At 72.6% G+C, this 22,335-nt stretch carries 15 protein-coding genes and 1 tRNA gene; 5 read left to right on the plus strand and 11 right to left on the minus strand.

Going from position 1 to position 22,335, the window contains the following annotated elements; genetic code table 11:
- Positions 1-131: 131 nt before the first annotated feature.
- A complete protein-coding gene (locus ABZS97_RS03620) occupies positions 132-2,294 on the minus strand; it encodes a YfjP family GTPase (RefSeq protein ID WP_356133078.1) in 2,163 nt (720 codons plus the stop codon).
- 5 nt (positions 2,295-2,299) lie between these two features.
- Complete coding sequence (locus ABZS97_RS03625) at positions 2,300-3,907, minus strand: dynamin family protein (RefSeq protein ID WP_356133080.1); 1,608 nt, start codon at positions 3,905-3,907, stop codon at positions 2,300-2,302.
- A 309-nt stretch (positions 3,908-4,216) separates the two neighbouring features.
- On the opposite strand from ABZS97_RS03625, the gene ABZS97_RS03630 reads away from it, so the two are divergent.
- Positions 4,217-4,292: transfer RNA gene (locus tag ABZS97_RS03630), tRNA-Arg, on the plus strand.
- Positions 4,293-4,414: 122 nt separating this feature from the next.
- Here ABZS97_RS03630 and gntA read toward each other — a convergent pair.
- From gntA to ABZS97_RS03645, 3 genes are all read right to left on the minus strand, one after another.
- The gene (gntA, locus tag ABZS97_RS03635; RefSeq protein WP_356133083.1) at positions 4,415-5,662 is read right to left on the minus strand and encodes a guanitoxin biosynthesis heme-dependent pre-guanitoxin N-hydroxylase GntA; all 1,248 of its coding nucleotides are present in this window, start codon (positions 5,660-5,662) and stop codon (positions 4,415-4,417) included.
- A gap of 61 nt (positions 5,663-5,723) precedes the next feature.
- A complete protein-coding gene (gene fabI / locus ABZS97_RS03640) occupies positions 5,724-6,578 on the minus strand; it encodes an enoyl-ACP reductase FabI (RefSeq protein ID WP_356133085.1) in 855 nt (284 codons plus the stop codon).
- Between the two features lie 234 nt (positions 6,579-6,812).
- Positions 6,813-7,283, minus strand: a complete 471-nt coding sequence (locus ABZS97_RS03645; RefSeq protein WP_356133087.1) for a VOC family protein — start codon at positions 7,281-7,283, stop codon at positions 6,813-6,815.
- Between the two features lie 354 nt (positions 7,284-7,637).
- Here ABZS97_RS03645 and ettA point away from each other — a divergent pair, with 354 nt between their 5' ends.
- Genes ettA through ABZS97_RS03660 form a run of 3 tightly spaced genes read left to right on the plus strand, consistent with a single transcriptional unit; the run spans position 7,638 to position 10,440 of the window.
- Positions 7,638-9,302: an energy-dependent translational throttle protein EttA gene (gene ettA, locus ABZS97_RS03650; RefSeq protein WP_356133089.1), complete on the plus strand. Its 1,665-nt coding sequence runs from the start codon at positions 7,638-7,640 to the stop codon at positions 9,300-9,302.
- A gap of 2 nt (positions 9,303-9,304) precedes the next feature.
- A complete protein-coding gene (locus ABZS97_RS03655) occupies positions 9,305-9,718 on the plus strand; it encodes a thioesterase family protein (protein WP_356133091.1) in 414 nt (137 codons plus the stop codon).
- Positions 9,715-10,440 carry a hypothetical protein gene (locus ABZS97_RS03660; protein WP_356133093.1) on the plus strand — a complete coding sequence of 242 codons (726 nt, stop codon included), beginning with the start codon at positions 9,715-9,717 and terminating at the stop codon, positions 10,438-10,440. The genes ABZS97_RS03655 and ABZS97_RS03660 overlap by 4 nt, the downstream gene beginning before the upstream one ends.
- A 64-nt stretch (positions 10,441-10,504) precedes the next feature.
- On the opposite strand, the gene ABZS97_RS03665 is transcribed toward ABZS97_RS03660, so the two are convergent.
- The 4 genes from ABZS97_RS03665 to ABZS97_RS03680 form a co-directional block, all read right to left on the minus strand.
- Complete coding sequence (locus tag ABZS97_RS03665; RefSeq protein ID WP_356133095.1) at positions 10,505-11,467, minus strand: ABC transporter ATP-binding protein; 963 nt, start codon at positions 11,465-11,467, stop codon at positions 10,505-10,507.
- Between the two features lie 265 nt (positions 11,468-11,732).
- Positions 11,733-14,459 (minus strand): FtsX-like permease family protein, encoded by a 2,727-nt coding sequence (locus ABZS97_RS03670; RefSeq protein ID WP_356133097.1) that lies wholly within the window; start codon positions 14,457-14,459, stop codon positions 11,733-11,735.
- A 1-nt stretch (position 14,460) separates the two neighbouring features.
- Positions 14,461-17,766 carry an FtsX-like permease family protein gene (locus ABZS97_RS03675; protein ID WP_356133099.1) on the minus strand — a complete coding sequence of 1,102 codons (3,306 nt, stop codon included), beginning with the start codon at positions 17,764-17,766 and terminating at the stop codon, positions 14,461-14,463.
- Positions 17,767-17,984: 218 nt separating this feature from the next.
- Positions 17,985-18,389, minus strand: a complete 405-nt coding sequence (locus ABZS97_RS03680; protein WP_356133103.1) for a globin — start codon at positions 18,387-18,389, stop codon at positions 17,985-17,987.
- Positions 18,390-18,515: 126 nt separating this feature from the next.
- Between ABZS97_RS03680 and ABZS97_RS03685 the strand changes: the two genes are divergently transcribed.
- Positions 18,516-19,502 carry a methyltransferase domain-containing protein gene (locus ABZS97_RS03685; protein ID WP_356133105.1) on the plus strand — a complete coding sequence of 329 codons (987 nt, stop codon included), beginning with the start codon at positions 18,516-18,518 and terminating at the stop codon, positions 19,500-19,502.
- Between the two features lie 48 nt (positions 19,503-19,550).
- Here the strand turns inward: ABZS97_RS03685 and ABZS97_RS03690 are convergent, their stop codons facing one another.
- Both ABZS97_RS03690 and ABZS97_RS03695 read right to left on the minus strand, forming a co-directional pair.
- Positions 19,551-20,873, minus strand: coding sequence for an FHA domain-containing protein (locus ABZS97_RS03690; protein WP_356133107.1), 1,323 nt, complete (start codon positions 20,871-20,873; stop codon positions 19,551-19,553).
- A 73-nt stretch (positions 20,874-20,946) separates the two neighbouring features.
- Complete coding sequence (locus tag ABZS97_RS03695; protein ID WP_356133109.1) at positions 20,947-22,293, minus strand: VWA domain-containing protein; 1,347 nt, start codon at positions 22,291-22,293, stop codon at positions 20,947-20,949.
- Positions 22,294-22,335 lie beyond the last annotated feature (42 nt).

The following is a 22,335-nucleotide window of genomic DNA, read 5'->3' on the forward strand; positions in this document are numbered from 1 at the left end:
GCATCCGCTGCGATCGCCGCGAGTTCAGACTGCCTCCGCCGGGCCGTGCCCGCTGAGCGCTGTGGGCTACCGGCCGGTTGTGGAAAACCGCGCCACCCGTGTGGGTGGCGCGGCTGACCCGTCCCGACTCGTCAGACAGGCGTGGACACCCCCATGACCCGCCCGTACTGCTCGCGCACCTCCCGGTACCGCAGAAGTTCCGCCGCCACCGGATCCAGTACCCGTGCCCTCCCGCAGCCGGCCGCGGCCTCGCGCAGCCGTCGTTCCGCCTCCAGCCCGTACCGCCGAGCGGGCCCGCGCGCCGCCATCCTGCTGCTCCACTCGACCACCGGACCGCCGATGATGCCCGTCACCATCAGCAGCACCGGGACCCCGAGATTCGGCGACATGAAACCGATGATCTGCGCCACCAGCCACAGCCCGCCGACGACTTGCAGGATCGTCATCGACGCCTGCGCGAGGACGGCGACCGGCCACCAGCCGGGCCGCGGCGGCCGCCCCACCGGTGTCGTGGCGCGCGCCGCCATCTCGTCCAGCGCCTCGGGCAGCCCCTGCGCCCCGCGTACGGCCGCCTCGCGCACCGCCTGCGCCCAGGGGGCCGGGAGACCACGAGCCGCACGGTCCGCCACCGTACGCACGGCCTGCTCGACGCGCTGTCGCGCTGTGGCCTCCTCGTCCTCGGGCGCCCGCACGGCCAGGCGACCCGTCGGAGGTTCACGCCGGTCCTCGTACCACCGCCACAGCCGCAACCAGGGGGTGCCGCACGCGCGGTTGGCGTTGCGCAGCCACGCGCGCTCGGACGCCTCGCCCGCCGCGGTGGCGCCCACGGCGTCCGCGAGCCGGTCCGCGAACTCGCCGCGGGCCTCCTCGCTGAGCCCTGTCCGGCGCCCGGTCGCGTAGACGGGCCTCAGGCGCATCGCGGCGGCGTCCAGGTCGGCGGAGATACGGCGCGCCGCCGCCCCCCGCTCGGCCAGGAACTGGCCGAGCGACTCGCGCAGTTCGCCGACGCCGTCCCCGGTGAGCGCGGACAGTGCGAGTACGGTCGCGCCCGGCTCGCCGTACTCCCCGAGCGCGATGCCGTCCTCGTCGAGCAGCCTGCGCAGATCGTCGAGGACCTGATCGGCGGCCTCACCCGGCAGCCGGTCCACCTGGTTGAGGACTACGAAGGTGACCTCCGCGTGGCCCGCCATGGGCCGCAGATAGCGCTCGTGGAGGATGGCGTCCGCGTACTTCTCGGGATCCACGACCCAGATGACCGCGTCAACGAGCGCCAGGATGCGGTCCACCTGCTCGCGGTGCTGGGCGGCCGCCGAGTCGTGGTCGGGCAGGTCGACCAGGACCAGCCCGCGCAGCTGCGCCTCCGCCTCGGCGCTCTGAAGCGGACGCCTGCGCAGCCGTCCCGGGATGCCGAGTCGGTCGATGAGGGTCGCGGCGCCGTCGCTCCAACTGCACGCGATGGGTGCGGCGGTCGTCGGCCTGCGCACCCCCGTCTCCGAAATCGCCACCCCCGCGAGCGTGTTGAAGAGCTGCGACTTGCCGCTGCCCGTGGCTCCCGCGATGGCGACCACCGTGTGCTGGCCCGAGAGCCTGCGCCGCGCCGCCGCCTCGTCGAGGACCTGGCCCGCCTCGGCGAGCGTCCTGCTGTCGAGCCGCGTGCGGGACAGCCCCACCAACTCGCGCAGCGCGTCGAGCCGTGACCTCAGAGGGCCGTCGTACGCGAGAGGGGGCACGACCTGCGCGGCGGAGGGCCTGGTGTCCACGGCCACGCTCTGCACGGCCTCCGTGGAGGTGGCCGTCTCGGAGACGCGGCGCGCGATGAGTCCGTCGTCCCAGGCGGACTCGGACTCGGGCTCCGCGCGGGGCGGGGAGTCCTGCGGCGACGGATCGGGTTCTGACGCTGCGGGGGTGGGTGGTTCGGCGAGCTGGACAGGGTGGGCGGGCTCGGTGGACCCGGCCGTTGCAGCCGTTGCAGCCGTTGCAGCCGTTGCAGCCGTTGCAGCCGTTCCAGACGATTCGGCGGATTCCGCGGAATCGGTCTCCACGCGCGCGTGCTCGTCGCCTTCGCGGTCGTCGGCGTCCTCGGAGCTGATCCCTTCGGAGTGGGCCTCTTCGGAGTCCGCCTCTTGAAGAGGTGTGTCCTCGGCTTGAAGGCGGGTGTCCTCGGCGCGCTCGGCGTCGGAGGGCGCGCCGCCCGGGGAGTCGTCCCTGAGGCGGCCGTCCCCGGGGGAGTCGGCTCCCGGGGAGTCTCCTCCGGTGTGGTCGGCGTGATCCGTGCGGTCAGTGACGGCAGTCACCGCGGTCACCTCTCCTTCTGCAGTACGGACAGCGCGGCGATGAGTTCGGCCTGGGGTTCTGCGTGCACGTCGAGTGCGTCGAGCGGGGCGAGGCGGCGCTCGCGCTCGGTGTGCAGGGTCTTGTCGAGGTAGTCGGTGAGCAGCCGGCCCCCTCGGTCGCGCAGCCGCAGGGCGCCGTGCGCGCCGATGCGTTCCGCGAGCCCCTCGCCCGCGCTGCGCGCCCTGCGCCCGCCCAGGAGGGCGGTGGCCACCAGCGCGGCGACCACCTCGGTGTCCGGAGCGGAGCCCTTGTCGAGGTCGCGGACCTCTTCCTCGGCGTACTCCTCAAGGACGCGCCGCCAGCGCCGTACGGCCATCCCGATCCGGTGCTCGGCGCTCTCGGACGTCGGCTCATGGCCGGTCAGCTCCGGCGCGCCTGCCGCCGGTTCGCGCCGCCAGGCCTCGTCCACGCGCTCGTCGGCCGCCGTGACGGAGCACAGCAGCAGCGCGCTCAGGCTCTCGACGAGCGCGTCGAGCAGTTCACGGGCGGAGCAGTCGAGCGGGTAGGCGCGCCACCGCTTCAGCGCGTCTCCGGAGAGCACGGCCCCGGCCTGCAGACGCGCCTTCACGCGCGCGTGCTCGCTGTCGTACGCGCTGTCCACGGCGGCGGTGAGCCGCAGGGCCGCCGCGTACTGCGCGGCCGCGGCGCCGGCCAGTTCGGGCATCCGCGTGCGCAGCGAGTCGAGGACCCCGTGCGCGGTACGGGCCATCGCCTCGTGCCGGGCTCCTGGGTCCTGCGTCTGGTGCATGAGCCAGGTACGCAACGGCGCGACCGCGGTCGCGGGCAGCAGCCCGCCGCCCCAGGCGGACTCGGGCAGCTCGGGCACGGTGAAGCGGGGTACCTCGCCGAGTCCGGCCTTGGCGAGCAGGGCGCCGTACTGCCGGGACACCTCCGACACCACCTGGTGGGGCACCCGGTCGAGCACGGTGATCAGGGTCGCCTTGTGCTCCTTGGCCGTACGCAGCAGGTGCCACGGCACGGCATCGGCGTACCGCGCGGCCGTGGTGACCATCACCCAGATGTCGGCAGCGCAGATCAGTTCGGCGGCCAGTACCCGGTTGTCGGCCACCAGGGAGTCGATGTCGGGCGCGTCAAGGAGGGCGAGGCCGCGGGGCAGGGTGTCGGCGGTCTCGATCCGCAGTACGCGTTCGCCGCGGTCGGTGAGCGCGGGCAGGTCGTCACCCGGCTCCTGATGGGGCATCCACACGCGCGTGAGGTGCGGCAGCACCCGCATCCCGCTGAACCAGTGATGGTCCTCCGGGTGGCACACCAGCACCGGTGTTCGTGTCGTGGGCCGCAGCACCCCCGCCTCGCTGACCCGCCGCCCCACAAGGGAGTTGACCAGCGTCGACTTCCCGGCGCCGGTGGAGCCGCCGATCACGGCCAGCAGGGGGGCTTCGGGCTCCCTCAGCCGGGGCACCAAATAGTCGTCGAGTTGTGCGAGGAGTTCGTCGCGGTTGGCACGCGCGCGTGGAGCGCCTGCCAGGGGCAGCGGAAAGCGTGCGGCGGCGACACGGTCGCGCAAGGCGGAAAGTGCGTCGAGCAGCTGAGGCCGTACGTCCAAGGTCACCACATGCGAAGAATGCCCAATTTTGGAGGCTTTCTGAAGCATATGAGTATGTCTGCGCGCCGACAGGACACAGGGGACGGAAGGGACGACTGGGGCGCAGGCATAACGAGTGCACAACACCCGATGCGCGAGACGCCAAAAGCGGTGCACGATTCGTACCTGCCTGCGATTATCAGGACCGCTTCACCGAACCTCCACATCGAGCCACGGAGGAGAAGCACCAAGGGCAAGGACGCGGGAGCCCTATCCTTGTCCCGGCAAGGTCACGGATCAGCCCACACCCGGGCACCAGGACACAGGCCACCACACCCGGCCCCCGTAGCTCAGTGGATAGAGCAGGCGCCTTCTAAGCGCTTGGCCGCAGGTTCGAGTCCTGCCGGGGGCGCCACTGAGTGCCCTTCCTTCGGGGAGGGCCTTTTTTGCTGTTCAGGGGTGTTTGGCTGCCGTCGGTCGCGGTCCGAAAGTTGTCCGGAAACGTAACGGGCGCAAGTGGTCGGCGGGGCAGGGGAGTCAATGGGCTCCGTTTGCGCGGGAGTCGGGGCCCGGTGGAGTTCGGGCGGTGAAGGGGCAGGTCCATTCCGGGGCTGTCATACGGCCGCTGTAGTGGCGGGCTTCGTCCCGGTAGGTGGCCAGGCTGGGGTTCATCGCGCCGTGGAACTCCTGTTCGCGGGCCCTGATCTTCTTGCGGAGCTTGAAGAACCTGAGGCCCATGGCGTTGAACTGCAGGTGGGAGTTGAAGACCAGCGCCGGCAGTTCGAGGCGGCGGCTCGGGCGGGACGCTCCCGGGTGCAGGCCCACCACGAAGAAGGGGTGGCCGGACACGGAGAAGGCGAAGTAGGGGGACGCGGGGTCGGAGTCGTACTGGCCGGTCCATCCGTGTTGCACGCTGTCCCGGTCGTGCATGCCCTGCAAGTGCCGCCAGACCGCCTGCTCGAAGGCCTCCTCGGAGGTGTCCGCCAAGCCGTCGAACGTCGCGACGAACGACGAGAAGCTCCGCGGGCCGGGCTCGAAGGACCTCAGGAACTCCCGTACTCCTTCCAGGTGGTTGATGACGCCCGCCGTGCCGCCGAGCTCTCCGCAGTGCCGGTGGACGATCGTGTCGCGCTTCAGGGCCGCCTTGGCACCCAGGCAGACGAAGTCGTCGCGACCGATGAACTCCGTAAGGGCCGCCTGCGCTCTCCGCGCCGCTTCCGCATCCTGTCGGCGGTCGTCCTGCGCAGGCCGGCGCGACAGGAATCGGCTGACCGACCGGGTGACGGGCTCACCGTCCTGGGTCGCGATCGCCACCTCCATCGACAGCAGGCTGCCGTTCAGGGCCGGCTGTTCCTGGAGGATCCGGGCCCGGGCGGTGAGCACGTCCCCGTGTCGGATCGGGCGGAAGTGGCGGAAGTCCTGGGAGAGGTGAATGGCCGCCGTGTAGTCGTATGCGGCGTCGCTACGGCGCTGCCTCAGGACGTTCGCCTCCGCCTGGCCCGCCAGGCGTACGGCGAAGGTGGGCGGCGCGATCACATCCGGGTGGCCCAGCGCGCGCGCCGCCGCCGGTACGCGGTACGCGGGGTTCGGATCGCCTATCGCGTCGGCGAACTCGCGGATGCGGTCCCGGGTTATTTCGACCGGGCCCAGGACGGCTGGGTCCGCCTGGTCCAGGACGGCTGGGCCCGCCGGGTCCGCAGGGTCCGCCGGGACCGCCGGGTCCAGGGCGGCCGGGTCCGGCGGGCTCGCTGCGGCGGGGATCTTGGTGTCGAGCGTGTGAGGCATATGAGACACGTGAGGTGTGTGTGGCGTGTGGGGTGCTGCTCCGGGGAGGTCAGTGGCCATCTCAGCCCCCGCCCACGCGCGCGTGCACCTGGCCGGCCGCGGTGCGTACGACCCCGTCCCCGACCGCATGCGATCCGCCGTCGACGTGCACGATCTCGCCGGTGGTCGACGGGAACCAGTCCGACAGCAGAGCCACACAGGCCTTGCTCACCGGCGTGAAGTCCGTGGGTTGCCAGCCCAGGGGCGCCCGTGCGTCCCACTCCGCCGCGGCTTCGGCAGGGTCCGCGGACGGCCCGTAGCTCGCGCGGCCCGCAGGGGTGTGCAGCGGGCCCGCGGCGACGAGGTTGACCCGGATGCCCCGCACCCCGAGATAGGCCGCGAGATACCGTGCGCAGGACTCCAGGCCCGCCTTCGCGACGCCCATCCAGTCGTAGCCCGCCCACACCTGACGGGCGTCGAAGTCCAGGCCGACCACCGACGCTCCCCTCGGCATGAGGGGCAGCAGCGCGGCGGTCAGGGCCTGGAGGGAGACCGCGGACACCTCGAACGCGTGCGCGGCCTCGCTTCGCGACGTGCTCAGGAAGTTGCCCCCCAGCGCTCCCGGCGGTGCGAAGGCCACCGCGTGGAGTACGCCGTCGATACGGTCGACATGCTCCCGGAGCCGGTTCTCCAGGGTGGCCAGGTGGTCGTCGTCGGTGACGTCCAGTTCGAGGACCGGGGCGGGCCGCGGCAGCCGCCGCGCGATCCGCTCCACCAGGGACAGTCGGCCGTAGCCCGTGAGGACCACCTCGGCTCCCTGCTCCTGCGCGGTGCGGGCCACGTGAAACGCGATCGAGCGGTCCGTGAGGACGCCCGTGACCAGGACGGTCTTCCCTTCGAGCAGCCCACCTTCGAGCAGGCCGGTTCGCGCAGCCATGCCGTTCCCCTCCAGACAGACGAGTCCGTTTGGCCGGCAGGGCCGCCGCCGGTTCGCGTCCCCCGACTCCGTGACGGCCTCCCTGGCCGGTCCCCGGCCACAGCTCATCGGGAGCGGCTCGAACGCCGACTGACCTTCCCTCGAAGGGGCCGCTCCGGTACGGAAGGATCATGAGGATCTACGAAGAGGTCACTCCTTTGGAGTCCGCCGCATGACCGACGGTGCCCTGGTCGGTCAGGCCGTGGCGTCGGTGTCCTGCACGGAGGCCGCGAACGCCTCGGGGCCCTGCTCCACCGCCGCCGGGTCCATCCACATGACCTGCCAGCCGTGGCCGTCGAGGTCGAAGAAGCTGCGTGAGTACATGAAGCCGTAGTCCTCGGCACCGTCCGCCTCGGAGCCGCCCGCCGCGAGGGCGGCGGCGCTGACCGCGTCGACCTCGTCGCGGGATGACACGCTGAAGCAGTAGAGCGCCAGCGTGTGCGTGGTGGGATCGGCCATCGGCAGTTTCGTGAACTCCGCGAACTTCTCGCGGCTGAGCAACATGACGAAGGCGTGCTCGCCGACCAGCATGCAGGCGGCGGTCTCGTCGGTGAACTTCGGGTTGAAGCTGAATCCCAGCTGGGCGAAGAACGCCTTGCTGCGCTCCAGGTCCGCTACGGGAATGTTCAGGAACAGCATGCGGCCGGCGTGCGCGGGAGTGGTCATGGTGGGCCTCCGGTCAGTGGCTCGATGGCGTACGTCCTGGTAGACCGGCCCGCCCGGCGAAACTCATCGGTGGCTCTTCGCCGACTCCCCGAACAGCGGACTCCTATGGCCTCCCTGGCCCTTCGTAGCTGCGCTTCCTGGCGGAGGAAGTCGAGACCACACGCTGCGCTGGGCCGTCCGACGCCCCCCGAGGTCACTCGACGGCGACCGTCAGTGACAGTTGGCCCCCAGTCGCCAGTCGCGAAACCCCAGGTCACAGCTCCCCGGCCATATGGGTTACCACCCGAGGCTGGACCTCAGGCAAGATGGGGTGTATCTGCCCACTGCCGATTTCAAGCGTCCGGACGGTTTCTCTTGGCTGAGTTCATTTACACCATGCGCAAGACGCGCAAGGCGCACGGCGACAAGGTGATCCTCGACGACGTCACCTTGAACTTCATGCCGGGCGCCAAGATCGGTGTGGTCGGTCCGAACGGTGCTGGTAAGTCCACCGTTCTCAAGATCATGGCTGGGCTGGAGCAGCCGTCCAACGGTGACGCGTTCCTGTCCCCCGGCTACACGGTCGGCATGCTCCTCCAGGAGCCGCCGCTCGACGAGTCCAAGACCGTGCTGCAGAACGTGCAGGACGGCGCCGCCGAGATCATGGGCAAGCTGCACCGGTTCAACGAGGTCGCCGAGCTGATGGCGACCGACTACTCCGACGCGCTCATGGACGAGATGGGCAAGCTCCAGGAGGACCTGGACCACGCCAACGCGTGGGACCTGGACACCCAGCTGGAGCAGGCCATGGACGCCCTCGGCTGCCCTCCCGGCGACTGGCCCGTCACCAACCTCTCCGGTGGTGAGCGCCGCCGCGTCGCGCTGTGCAAGCTGCTCCTCGAAGCGCCCGACCTGCTGCTTCTCGACGAGCCCACCAACCACCTGGACGCCGAGTCCGTGCAGTGGCTGGAGCAGCACCTCGCGAAGTACCCCGGCACCGTCGTCGCCGTCACCCACGACCGGTACTTCCTCGACAACGTCGCGGAATGGATCCTGGAGCTGGACCGCGGCCGCGCCCACCCCTACGAGGGCAACTACTCCACCTACCTGGAGAAGAAGGCCTCCCGCCTCAAGGTCGAGGGCCAGAAGGACGCGAAGCGCGCCAAGCGCCTCAAGGAAGAGCTGGAGTGGGTCCGCTCCAACGCCAAGGGCCGTCAGGTCAAGTCCAAGGCCCGCCTCGCCCGTTACGAGGAGATGGCTGCCGAGGCCGACAAGATGCGGAAGCTGGACTTCGAGGAGATCCAGATCCCGCCGGGCCCGCGTCTGGGCTCCATCGTCGTCGAGGTCGACAAGCTCTCCAAGGCCTTCGGCGACAAGGTGCTCATCGACGATCTCTCGTTCACGCTGCCGCGCAACGGCATCGTCGGGGTGATCGGCCCGAACGGCGCCGGCAAGACCACACTCTTCAAGATGATCCAGGGTCTGGAAGAGCCCGACTCCGGTTCGATCAAGGTCGGCGAGACCGTCAAGATCTCGTACGTCGACCAGAGCCGCGAGAACATCGACCCGAAGAAGACCCTGTGGGCCGTCGTGAGCGACGAGCTCGACTACATCAACGTGGGTCAGGTGGAGATGCCCTCGCGGGCCTACGTCTCCGCCTTCGGGTTCAAGGGTCCGGACCAGCAGAAGCCCGCCGGCGTCCTCTCCGGCGGTGAGCGCAACCGTCTCAACCTCGCGCTCACCCTCAAGCAGGGCGGCAACCTGCTGCTCCTCGACGAGCCGACGAACGACCTGGACGTCGAGACGCTGTCCTCGCTCGAGAACGCGCTGCTCGAGTTCCCCGGTGCCGCCGTGGTCGTCTCCCACGACCGCTGGTTCCTGGACCGGGTCGCCACGCACATCCTCGCCTACGAGGGTGAGTCCAAGTGGTTCTGGTTCGAGGGCAACTTCGAGTCGTACGAGAAGAACAAGGTCGAGCGACTCGGTGCCGACGCGGCGCGCCCGCACCGTGCCACCTACAAGAAGCTGACCCGGGGCTGACCTTGCGGCACACCTACCGCTGCCCGCTGCGCTGGGCGGACATGGACGCGTACGGCCACGTCAACAACGTGGTCTTCCTCCGCTATCTGGAGGAGGCGCGGATCGACTTCCTGTTCCGCCCGGACAAGGATTTCCAGCAGGGGTCCGTGGTGGCTCGCCATGAGATCGACTACAAGCGGCAGTTGGTCCACCGGCACGCGCCGGTGGACATCGAGCTGTGGATCACACAGATCAGGGCCGCGTCCTTCACCATCACCTACGAGGTGAAGGACCCGGACCAGGTGTACGTCACCGCCTCGACGGTCATAGTGCCGTTCGACTTCGAGGCGCAGCGGCCGCGCCGGATCACCTCCGAGGAGCGCGACTTCCTGGAGGAGTACCGGGACGACCAGGACGACGAGGCCGTCGCGGCATGACCGGTACGCAGGGTGTGCGCGGCGCGACCGCACTGCACCTCGCCGACGAAAGGGAGGCGGCGGACCTCGCCGCCTTCCTGGGCCGGCTGATCCACTACGACCGCGCCGCCGCCGTACGCCTCCAGGCGTCCGGGACCGCGCTCGCGGTGTTCGGGCGGCCGCCGTCGTTCGAGGTCCTCGCCATCCGCACGGCGCGGCTCGCCAAGCCGTACGAGGACGGGCTCGACGTCACGCTCGACGTCACCGTCTCCGCGGGTGAACTCCTTGAATCGATGGACGAGTCGGCGGCCACGCTCATCGTTCCGTCGCCCGTCACCGGACCTCCGTGGGCCGGTGTCCTGCCGCCCCGCGGCGGCTGGCAGCAGGTGACCGGGTTGCCCGCGCCGGACGCGGTCCGCGCGATGGTTGCCGCGGCGGTCGCCGAATTCCGGTCCCGGACCGAGGAGTTGGCCCCCGAAGGCCGTACTCGCGCCGAACTCGACCGGATCGGGCGGGAGATCTGGTCCCGGACCATCGGTGACACCGGCCTTCCGGTGCGGGCCGCGCATGCCGCGCAGTCGCTGGGATTCCTGCGGCCCGCGGACCGGGCCCACCACCTCGCACCCGGTGAGAGCCCGGTCGGGCTGTACTCGTCGGGCGCGTGGCTCCGGCTGCGTACGCCGTACGGGTCGATCGCCGTACGCAGAGCGGGACTTGGGGCGCTGGACGTCAGCGTTCGCTGAACCTCCCAGGGGACGGGGAGGGGCCGACCTCGCCTCCGCCCGTTGTGACGCGGTCCGTCCGGGCTCAGTCCGTGGCGTCGGGCCACACCTGGATGTGGTCCTCCTCCAGTTCCAGGGCCACCCGGTCGCGCATGCCCAGGGCGCGGGTGTACTCGGCGGGGAGCTGCAGACGGCCCGCGCGGTCGAGCATGGCGTACTCGCGGGCCACCACCGCCTCCTGGCCGGTGGCGGCGTCGACCTCGGTGCGGCGCAGGACTTCCGTGGAGGTGCGGCCGTCGCGGATCGCCACCGTACGGCGGACCTCGCCCGCGACGGCCTGGTCGTGGGTGACGATCACGATCGTGGTGCCGAGGTGCTCGTTCGCCGTGCGGAAGGCGGCGAAGATGTGCTCGGCGGTGTGGGAGTCGAGTTCGCCGGTGGGTTCGTCGGCGAGGAGGACGGCGGGGGCGTTGGCGAGTGCCACGGCGATCGCGACGCGCTGCTGCTGGCCGCCGGACAGCTGGTGCGGGCGCCGGTTGCGGCAATCCGCGATGCCCATCAACTCCAGGAGTTCCAGGGAACGTTCGGCCTGCTCGCGGCGGCGGGCGCGGAGGCCCCGGGAGCCGGCCAGCTGCATCGGCAGGGCGACGTTCTGGGCGGCCGTCAGATAGGGCAGGAGGTTGCGGGCCGTCTGCTGCCAGACGAAGCCGACGACCTCGCGGCGGTAGCGGAGGCGGTCCTTCGCGCCCATGGTCAGCAGGTCGCGGCCCGCCACCCGGGCCGCTCCCGCGGTGGGGGTGTCCAGGCCGGCCAGGATGTTCATCAGCGTCGACTTGCCGCTGCCCGACGCGCCCACCAGCGCCATCAACTCGCCCTCCCGGACCAGGAGATCGAGTCCCTGGAGGGCCTGCACCTCCACACCGTCCGCCGAGAAGATCCGCACCAGCCGGTCGCAGGTGATGAGGGCGTCGTGGCCGTAGGCGGGGCGGTCCCGGTGCGCCGCGGCGCGCTCGGCCAGGTCGGCGAAGGTGGGGTTCGTGGCGGTCATGACGTGACTCCCGCAGGTCGTGATCGTGAGTTGGCAACCGCCGTACTCGACATCGCGAGTCCCCGGGTTCCCGGCTCGGCCGTTTCCGTCGACTGCGCGGCTGTCACCGTGGCTGTCGGCTCCGCCGGCTCCGCCAGTCCCGTCGACTGCCCGCCCGGCACGGCCAATCCCCGTGCCTTCGGCCCCGCCGGTCCCGTCAACCGCGCAGCCGCCCCCATGAACCCGCGCGGCTTCCGGCCCCTCGGGCCCGTCAACTCCCCACCCCTCACCGTGAATCCCCCGCTCTCAGTTCCTTGACCGACCCCCGTCTCCCCGTCCACCACGCCTGTCCTGCCGCTATGCCCGTGGCGAGGACGAGTACCGAGAGGGCGGGGAGCAGCAGGGACAGGGTGTCCGTGCGCAGTTCGGTGGACCCCGGGGGTGCGTCGGTCGTGGCTGCTGCCAGGGCGATCGTCGTGAGGTCGATGCCGGGGGAGAGGAGGCGGATGGCGGCCCAGCCGGTCAGCGCACCGCCTGCCGCGGCGAGCAGAGCTTGGGGGAGGGCTTCGAGGACGAGGAGGCGGCGGCCCTGGGCGCGGGTGAGGCCCATGGTGCGCAGCCGGGCGAGCAGCGCGGTGCGTTCGGGGGCCGCGCGGACCAGGGCGAGGAGCAGGGCGAGTACGGCGTACCCGGCGCCCGCGGCGACGGCCGCCGCGTAGACGCGCTCGGCGCCGGACTGGAGCGGCGAGTCGACGTAAGCCGCCCGCGCCTCAGACCGCAGGCGTACGTCCGCCCCCACGCCCGCGGCCCTGCGCAGGGCGCCCCCGTCGAGGTGATCGCCGGTGACGAGGAGCGCCGTGGGGCGGGCGGGGCGGGTGCCGAGGCCGGCGCGGTCGACGACCAGGAAGTCGGTGCCGGACACCGCCGGGGTGAGACCGCGCACGAGGGCGATCCGTACGGTGACGTGGCTGCCGTCCTCCAGGCGCACCGGGAAGGGCCGCGTGCCGTAGCGGTCGGCCACGGCGGGGGAGGCGAGGGCGGGCAGCGGCGCGTGGGCGGGGTGCTTCAACTCGGCCGCGGGGAACGCGCCGAGCCCGGTCGACGCCGCCAGTCGCGCGTACGCCTCCGGGTCGGCCCCCGCGAGCGGCACCGTCTGCTCGCCGTCCTCCGGCTTCGCCTGGTACGCGATGCTCACCGGTGTGACCTCGCGGACCCCGGAGCCACTGTCCCGGATCTCCGTCGCCAGCCTGTCCGGCAGGGGCCGGGTCGCCTCGATGCGGGCGTCGGCGCCCGTGGTGAGCAGGGCGGCGCGGTCGCGGGTGTCGGCGACGCCGGCGAGGACCGAGCCGCCGAACGCGGCGGTGGTGAGGGCGGTGAGCAGGGCGAGGAGGGGCAGCACGGTGGAGACGGAGGTGCGGCCCGCGCGGGCCAGCGACAGATGGCCGACCGCGCCGCGCAGCCGGCCCGCCGGTCGGGCGAGCCGACGCAGCGGCAGCGGATAGAGCCGCACCAGCACCAGCGCGGCGATGATGCCCACCAACACCGGTGCCAGCGCGACGAATTCGTTGCTGTCCTGCGTGTCCGTGCCACGGCTGCGCAGCGCGAACACCGCTCCCGACGCCAGCACCAGCAGGGTGAGCTCCGCGACCGTGCGGCGCCGTGAAGGGCGTACGACGGTCAAGTCCTCGCGTGCACCGTGGAGTTGGACCACCTGGTGCTTGACCGCGGCCCGCACGGGCAGGGCGGCGCAGGCGAGGGCCGTGACGGCGACGGCGGCCGCCACCGCGTACGTGCGGCGGCCGGCGGGGACCGCGAGCAGCGCCGCGCCGAGGCCCAGGGCGCCCGCCGGGACGGCGAGCACCGACGTCTCGGCCAGCAGCCGGCCCGTGACGCCGCGCAGGGAACCGCCGCGGGCGCGCAGCAGGGCGAGTTCGCTGCGGCGGCGGTCCGCGGCGAGGCCGCCCGCCATCAGCAGGACGACGGCGGCGACCGTGGCCGTGCCGGACGCGGCGACGGCGACCAGCGGGGCGATGCCGGACCGCAGGTGCGCGTACTCCGTCACGACGTCGTCGAGGTCGGTGCTCGCGTCCGCGGAGCGATCGGTGAACGCGCGGACCTTCGCCAGCCCCGGACCTGCTTCGAGCGCGGCGATCGCGGAGTTCATGCGGGACAGGTCGTGCGCGGTGAGGGCGGCGGTCGCGGGGGCCAACTGCCAGTAGCGCACGGGGTGTCCGTCCGTGCCGAGCATGGCAGGCGCCGCGGCAGGGGGCAGCAGCAGGGCGCCCTCCCAGTAGGTGTCCGGCTCGCCGTTCTGGTCCGGCTCCCGGACCAGGGAGGGCTTGCGCAGCAGCGGCTGCGTCGTCCAGTACGCGCCCTCGGGCTCGCGCGGATCGAGGATGCCGGTGACCGTCACGACGAGAGACGAATGCCTGGCGGCGGGCACGTGGATCACCGAACCGACCCTGATCCTCAGGGCCTTGGCCGTCTCGGCGGTGACGGCGGCTTCCACCCGGTCCGTCTGCGCGGTCGCCGTCGCGGCCGCGCGCGGCAGGCGCCCCGCGCGGAGCCGGGCGTGGTCGGCGAGGCCGTTCTGCGCGGCGAGCGCGACGCGTGCGGGCAGACCGCTGGGCCGGGGCAGCCAAGGGTCGGGCACGGCCAGGGCCTCGGTGTTGCGGACGCCGTACGAGGACTGGTCGCGGTCGGGGGTCAGGGGGCGTTCGGCGGTCTTCAGCGCCTTCGCGTACTGCGCCCGGAGGATGTCCGGCGTCAGGGCCTGCTCTCGCTGCCGCTGCGGGAGGATGGGACCGGGTTCCGGTGCCCACAGCTGCACGGTGGTCCGTCGAGGTGTGGCCTCCTCGACGGCCTGTCGCAGCCCGGCGTCCTCATACCGGTCGACGGCCCGTGGAAACGCGGCGGCCAGTGCGGCGGTCAACGCCACGAGCAGCGTGAGGGCGAACGCGGCACCGGGGGCCGCGCGCAGCCGGGTGCGAACCCACGGGGCGACCGGTGTCATGTCATTCACCCCCCGCTCGCAGCGAGTCCGCCGGGTCCGGGCGGTGCAGGGCCAGGAACGCCGTCACGGCGAGCGGGGTCAGGGCCACGGCCGTCAGGAGCAAGGCGGCCTGGGAGAGCGGGAGTTCGACCAGGACCTTCGGGGTCGGCTGGGTGGCGTCGGAGGTCAGGACGATGAAGGGGACGACCGCACGCGTCAGTACCGCACCCAGGGCGACCCCCACCAGCAGCGCCAGCGCCACCAGCACCGCCTGTTCCGCGGCGATCAGCCGGGCCAGCTGGCGGCGGGGGGCGCCCAGCGCGCGCAGCACCGCGAACTCGGCGCCGCGCTCCCGCAGCGATCCCGCCGTGCTCACCGCGAAGCCGACCGCGGCCAGCGCCGCCGCGACCAGGGCCGCAGCGGCGAACGCGGCCTCGGGACCCGCCCCGAACGGGTCGTCGCGAAGCCGGTCGGCCATCTCGTCGCGCACCACGACCTGCGAGGGTTCGATGTCGGGCCGCGCCCGCAGGACGGACGCGACCCGTGCCGCATCGCCCGGCGCCGCCCGCAGCCACCACTCCGTGGGCGCGGCGCTCTCCCCGTACCGAGCCTCCAACACCCGGTTCACGGACGGGAGATCGACCAGCAGAGCCCCACCGTCTCCCTGCCCGGTCCCCGCCGTCGTGGGAAGTGCCCGGATGCTGTGGGTGATCCGGACCGTCACGCGATAGCCGCCGAACGGCACGTCCACGCGCTGCCCGGTGCGGGCCCCCGCCGACGTCAGGAACCGGTCGGTCGCGATCGCGGTGATCTCGGGCACCGGCGGCTGGGCCGCCTGCAGACGGACCGTCAAGGACGCAGCCTCCCAGGCTTGGTCGCGCGCGACGTACCCGGTGCCGTAGGTCACGGTGAGCGGCGCACGCGACCCTTCCGGCGTCTTCGTCACCCGCGGACGGGTGGGCCGGCTGTCGGCGAACGGCGACCCCGACGTGGCGTTGACGCTGGACGCCGCTTTCCAGGTCCCCGGCAGGGACAGCTTCCGTGCGGATCCGTCGGTCCCGACCGCGCTCAACTGTTCTACGGACAACCGCTGTTGCTCGGCACTGTCGACGGGCTGCATCACGTCGAGCTGGATCCCGGTGAAGGTCAGCGGCTCGGCGGCGCGGCCCGTCGGGGCGTCGGCGGCCTTCGCGAGGTCGACGGTGAGGGTGTGGGCCCGCCCGTCGACGGGGAGTTGACCGGCGGGGATGCGGTACGGCGTGCCGTAGCGGTCCAGAAGCGTGACCGCGACGTCCGCGTCGGCGTCGATGCCCGCGGTGTCGCTGCGGATCCGCAGGGTCGCGCGCAGAAGTGTGGTGCCCTTCGGGAGAGCCGCGCCGATGGCGGCGCGGTTCGGGGCGAGCCCGGCAATCAGCGGCCGGACGGGCCCGTCGGCCAGGTCGCTCCGCAGCAGCACCCCGTCCGCCGCGTGCGCCGTGTCCAGCGCCAGCGCCGTCGCCGTCCGGTCCCCGGACAGCGGCAGTGTCGTACGGACGGCGGGGGCGGCCTCGCGCACGCCCGGGACCGCGGCGAAGACGCCGGACTGGCCCAACTCGCCTGCCCCGTTGGGGAGTACGCGAACCGACGTACCGGCGCGGAAGTCGGCCTGGTCGTCCTGCGAGCGGTTCCAGGACGCGCCCTGGCCGATGGTGAGCATGCCCAGGGCGACGGCCAGCACCAGCAGCAGTACCGGGCCCGCGCCGCGCATCGGGCGGCGGCTGAACTGCCACCCCGCCAGCGCCGCGGGCAGCCCCCGTCCACTGGCCGCACGCCGCTCGGCGAGCCGGGCCACCGGCGGCAGCAGCCGCAGCGTCAGCACGGTCCCGGCGAGCAGCGCCAGCGCGGGCGCCGAGACGAGGAGCGGGTCGATGCCGAGCGTGCCGGAGAGGTCGGCGCTCACGGTGCCGGAGTCCCGCCGGTTCAGCTGCCAGTACGCGACGCCCGCGATCACCAGCAGGCCGACGTCCGCGCCCGCGCGCACCGGAGCGGGCAGCGAACGGGCCCGCCCCTCCGCCGAGTCGGAGGACGTCAGCGCAGGCACCGTCACCGCGAGGGCGCACCCCAGCGCCACACACGCGGCGACCAGCCACACCCCGCCGCGCCCCACCGAGGAGTCCAGCCGCAGCCCGATCCGCGCCAGCGCGCCCTGGCCGGCGAGCACCCGGGTCAGCGGGCCGGCGAGCAGCGGAGCGCAGGCCGCCGCGGGGATGGCGAGCAGCAGTGCCTCCAGCGCCGCGAACCCGGCGACCCGGCCGCGCGAACCACCCCGGGCCCTCAACACCCGTGTCTCGCCCGCGCGTTCGGCGCTCAGCAGCCGGGCGACGAGCAACAGGGCGTACCCCGCGAGCAGTCCGAGCTGCAGCGCGACGATCAGCAGCGTCGAACGGGAGACGAGCAGCGAACGCTCCACGCGGTCCAGCACCTCGGGCAGCGCGGTCGTCACCGCCGTGGTCCCGCTCAGTGCGGGCACCTTGCGCAGGGAGGCGGTGCCCGTGCGGGCCGCGTCCCGCAGCGCCCCGATCCGGCCGGTGCTCAGCGCCGAGAAGTCGGCGGTCGCCAGCCACCCGGTCTCCCCGGCGCTCACCCGGGCGCCTGCGCCGCCGCCCTTGCCGCCGAGCACGGCGGGATCGGCGAGCAGCGGCCCGTACGTCGTGAAGGAGACCTTGTTGATCCCGCGGCCGCCCAGCTCGTCCAACTGCCAGTAGGGGGAGGCGTTCCGGGTGGGCCGGTACAGGCCGGTGATCAGGACGCGCACCTTCGGGCCGTCGAGCCGGTCGACGAGCGTGAGCCGCGCGCCGGGCTTCAGACCGAGGCGCGCGGCGGCGGTCTCGGGCAGCGCCACCTCGATGACCGGGCCGCCCGGACCCCGTGGCAGCCGGCCCACGGTGACCCGCACCTGGCCGCGGTCGAGCGCGGCGAAGTGCGTCAGATCGGGGTCGCCCGTGGAGGCCGCGCCGGGACCCCGCAGCGAACGCGGCAGCGCGTACGGGCCCGAGCGCACCAGGGTCCGCAGGGTCACCGGAAGCCCTGCGAAGGTCTTCCGGGCCCCTTCGCGTACGGCTTTGTCGGCGGCCCCCTGCTGCCGCGCGGAGATGTCGGCCTTGACGATCAGCGAGGTGTCGACGGCGTTGTGTTCGTCCAGGAGCGAGTGGCGCAGGGACGCGTCGCCGATCGCGCCGGAGTACGCCGTGAGCGTCGCGAGGACGGACGTCGTCAGCAGGACGGTGAGGAGCGCGGCAGCGAGCAGCAGGCGGTGCGCCCGCGCACGCAGTAGTACGAACCCCGTCACCCGGCCCCCCGCCGTCGTTCGATCTGCGGGCGATGCTGTCAGAGGAGGGGCGCCGCGGGTAAGCGCTTGTGGGCAGGGCTTGACCGGATTGTGATCGGAATCCGGCGCCGTACGACCGGAATCCGGCCACCGGAACTCATACGTCGACCCGACGAGCTGATCCCGCCGGCCCTCGCCGGCCTCAGCTCATCGAACCCACTCGCCTCGGCCCAACGGACTCAGCTCTCCGTGTTCACCATCGAAGCCGCCGCGTACGTCAGGTAGTTCCACAGCGTGTGCTCGTGCTCCTCGGAGAGGCCGAGCTCCTCGACGGCGACGCGCATGTGCTTCAGCCAGGCGTCGTGCGCGGCCCGGTCCACGGCGAAGGGCGCGTGCCGCATGCGCAGCCGCGGGTGGCCGCGGTTCTCGCTGTACGTCGTCGGCCCGCCCCAGTACTGGATCAGGAACAGCGTGAGGCGCTCCTCGGCCGGGCCCAGGTCCTCCTCGGGGTACATGGGCTTCAGCAGCGGGTCCTCGGCGACGCCCTCGTAGAAACGGTGCACCAGGCGGCGGAAGGTCTCCTCGCCGCCGACCTGCTCGTAGAAGGTCTGCTCCTGAAGCGTGCCGCGCCGAATCTCTTTCACCCGTCCATGGTCTCAGACGGGGTGACCGAGGACTCAAGGCTTAGGACCACCCGTTCTGAAGGGGAGATTCCGGATCGTCCGGCCCCGGCGCTCGCCTCGCGGCCCGCACGGCAGCACAGTGGACCTATGGACACGCACGACCTCGCCGGCCCTGCCGGTCTTGCCGACCTCGCCACCCGGGCGCGGGCGGAGCTGGTGCGTGAGATCGAGGCGAGCGGGGCCTGGGACGCGGACCCGGCCTGGCGGGAGGCGTTCGAGGCGGTCCCGCGCCACCTCTTCGTGCCGTACTACTACGTGGGTGTCCGCGGCGGCTTCGAGCGGCTGTGGGGCGAGGACCCCGACTGTCGCCGGCGCGAGCGCTGGCTGCGCGGGGCGTACGCCGACGCCCCGCTGGCCACCCGGGTGCGCGACGGCGAGCTGATCTCCTCCAGCAGTCAGCCCTCGCTGATGGCGAAGATGCTGGTCGAAATGGGGATCGAGGAGGGTCACGCCGTCCTGGAGATCGGCGCCGGGACCGGCTACAACGCGGCACTGCTCGCCCACCGGATCGGCGACGCGCTCGTCACCACGGTCGACCTCGACTCCGAGATCACCGAGTCGGCGCGCAGGCACCTGGAGTCCGCGGGCCACCGGCCGACCGTCGTCACCGGGGACGGCGCCCGCGGTGTCCCGGAGCGCGCCCCCTTCGACCGGATCATGGCCACCTGCACGATGAACTCGGTCCCGCGGCCCTGGCTCGCGCAGTGCCGCCCGGGTGCCCGCATCCTCGCGCCGCTCGCCACCGGGCTGATCGCGCTGCGCGTGACGGACGCCGGGCACGCCGAGGGGCGTTTCCTGCAGACGCCCGCCTATTTCGTGCCGCTGCGCGGTGCCACCGGCCCCGGCCCGGAGCCCCAGCACCTGGGCGGGCTGCCCAGCGGAGCCACGAGCCACGAACGGTTCCGCTTCCTGCTCACCCTGACCGCGGGGAACCTCGACCCCCACGACGCGTACGCCCTGTGGCAGCGCGAGGAGGAGCCGGGCCGCGAGCGGTACGGGATCACGGTCAGCGACGAGCGCGTGTGGGCATGGCTGGACGACCCCGAGGGGCCGTACGCCTGGCCGCTGCCGTGAATCCCGTACGAGCGCGTGTATCCCGTACGAGCCGCCGCTTGCGGTTGGTCAGCCGCGCCGGACAGTGATCGTCGTCCAGGCGCCGACGTGCACACGGTCGCCGTCCTGGAGCGGTACCGGAACGAACGGCTGGATGGGCTCCTCGCCGCCGTTGACCGTGGTCCCGTTCGTGGAGTTCTGGTCGACGACCGCCCAGCTGCCGTCCGGCTGCTGGACCAGGACCGCGTGCTGGTGCGAGACACCCGGGTCCTCCGGCGGCACCGACAGATCGATGTCGGGGATGTCGCCGGTGGAGTGCCGTCGGCGGCCGATGGTGATCTGGTTTCCGGTGAGCGGGCGCTGCTGCTCCGGGGAGTACGCGGGCAGGTTGAGCCCCGCGGCCTCGGGGCCCGAGCGCTGCATCATCGCCATGAAGTACTCGCGGTCGGGGCCGATCGTCGCGGACCAGGTCAGCGGCTGCTGTTGCTGCTGCTGGTAGCCGGGCGGGGCCTGGGTCGCGCCGGGCTGCGGGTAGCCGTAGCCACCGCCCTGGCCCGGGCCGGGGCCCTGACCGGGGCCGGGACCACCGGGCGCACCGCCGGACGGCGGGGGGAGCACCCAGTCGTCGTCACCGGCGCCGAACGGCGGCGGGCCGCCGGGCCCCGGACGGCCGGTCTCCTGGGGGTACCCGGGAGGGGCCGGCGGACCCTGCTGCTGGAAGCCCTGCGGAGCCTCGGGGCCGCCGTAGCCCCCGGGGCCGGCGGGACCGCCGTAGCCACCCGGACCACCGGGACCGTCGTAGCCGCCGGGCGTGGGCCCGGGCGGCGGCGGGACCGGACGCGACGGGTCGCCGCCGAAGGCCGAGGGGTCGCCGGGGAAGGGCGGGGGGCCGGGCCGGGACGGGTCCTGGCCGTAGCCGTTCGGGTCCTGGCCGTACGGCGGGATCGGCTCCGCGGGACGGTTGACCTGCGAGGGGCGCGAGCCCTGGTACTCGAACGGATCCTGGCCCGTGCCGGGCCGGCCAGGCGCCTGCTGCTGGAACTGGAGCGCCGGGTTCGGCGCGCCGGGGGCCGGGGCCTGCGGTCGCGGGGCGGCCGGGGTGTACGAGGTCGCCGTGTTCGTCAGGAAGTTCCACCGGCACTCCTCGCAGAACGGCGCGCCGCCCTCACGGGGCGTGCGGCACTGCGGGCAGAGCTCCGGCGCGGGGTCCGGTACGGCGGACAGGTGCGGGCGGCCCTGGCCGGGCGGCGGGGGAGGCGAGCCGGGCGGCGGATAGCCGTATCCCGCGCCGGGGGGCGGAGGTGGCGGAGGCACGGCACCGGCCATGCGGTGACCGCAGACCTCGCACCAGTCGTCGGAACCCGACTGGTGTCCGTTCGGGCAGGTCGGCATGTCGGCGCTTCCCCCTCTCCTTTTCCGGTCGATCTGACCGGATATCTCCGGCTCCCCGCGGGAACCGGGCTCGCTACTTCTTTACACGAACAGTCTTTGTGGACCGTGTCTCAAGCGTCATCTCGTCGGCCTCTTCGACCTTTGCCTTCAATCGCACAGTACCTGCCGCGGCATCGACCACGTCCACCACCTTCGCAAGCAGTTTCGCAGTATCGGCATTCCCGGAGGCGCTGGCGAGTTGAACGGCACGTCCCAACTTGGCCGTTGCTCCGTCGGCATCTCCCGATTTGCGGAGATCCAGGCCCTGTTGGATGACTTGTGCCAGTTCCGCCTGGCCTGTGTAGTGCGCGACCTGCGGATTGATCGACGTGGAGGCCGACATGTCGTCGGTCCACACCGCCCGTACGAGCCCCTGCGCGCCCAGGTTCTGGACGCTTCCGTCGCCCTGCGGGATCACCAGCGAGATCCGGGCGGCCAGCATCTCCTGGCCGACTCCGGCCGAGGGGACCTCGACGCACACGTGGTAGTCACGCGACTCGTCGCCCCACGAGCCGGTGGGGTAGTCGCCGGCGCGCGGGCCGGCCTCGGTGCGCCGGTCCGTCAACTCCTCGACGGTGGGCGCGACCTGCTTGACGAACTTGATGGCGGTACCGACCGGTGTCCACAGCCGCAGCGCGACGTCGGCGACCTCCTTGCCCATCGCCGTCTCCATCATCTGCGTGAAGTCGGCGGACAGGGCGGCCGGGTCGGCGACGATGTCGGCGGTGCCGAGCAGCGCCGAGGCGATCCCGGTGACCTCCTTGACCTCCCAGTCCGTACCGACACCCCGCGCGTCGCAGGTGAAGCGCCCGGCGCAGGCGTCGAGGGCGGCCTTCAGGTCCTCCGGCGACTCGTGCTCGTTGCGGCCGTCGGTGAGCACGATGCCGTGCCGGATCGACACCTCCGCCGAGGACAGCAGGCGGTCGGCGAGCCGCAGCCAGGTGCCGATCGCCGTGCCGCCGCCCGCGCTCAGCCGGCGCAGCGCCTGCTTGGCCTGGTCCCGGGTCCGGTCGTCGGCGACCGCGACCCGGCCGCCGCCGGGATAGACCTCCTTGGCGATGTGCGTGCCGCCGATCACCGCGAAGTGCACCCCGTCGCGTACGGAGTCGATCGCGGCGGCCGTCGCGTCCCGCGCGCCCCGCATCTTCGTCGGCGGGTAGTCCATCGAACCCGAACAGTCGACCATGATCGCCACGGCCGCGTCCGGGCCCTGGCCCGCCGTGTACAGGTGCGGCGCGGCGACGGCGCTGCCGATGGTGCCGCCGCCCGTCGCGCTCACCGTGACGATCGCGTTGACCTCGCGGCCGCCCTCGGGCAGGTACTCGTTCTGGTACACGTCCACCGAGAACTGGGGCACGTTCGACTTGGAGAAATTGGCCATGCCTACTCTGATCCCCCTCAGGACTCCCGCGCCGTACGAACC

The organism is Streptomyces sp. NPDC005485, from assembly GCF_040606085.1.
GTDB lineage: Bacteria > Actinomycetota > Actinomycetes > Streptomycetales > Streptomycetaceae > Streptomyces.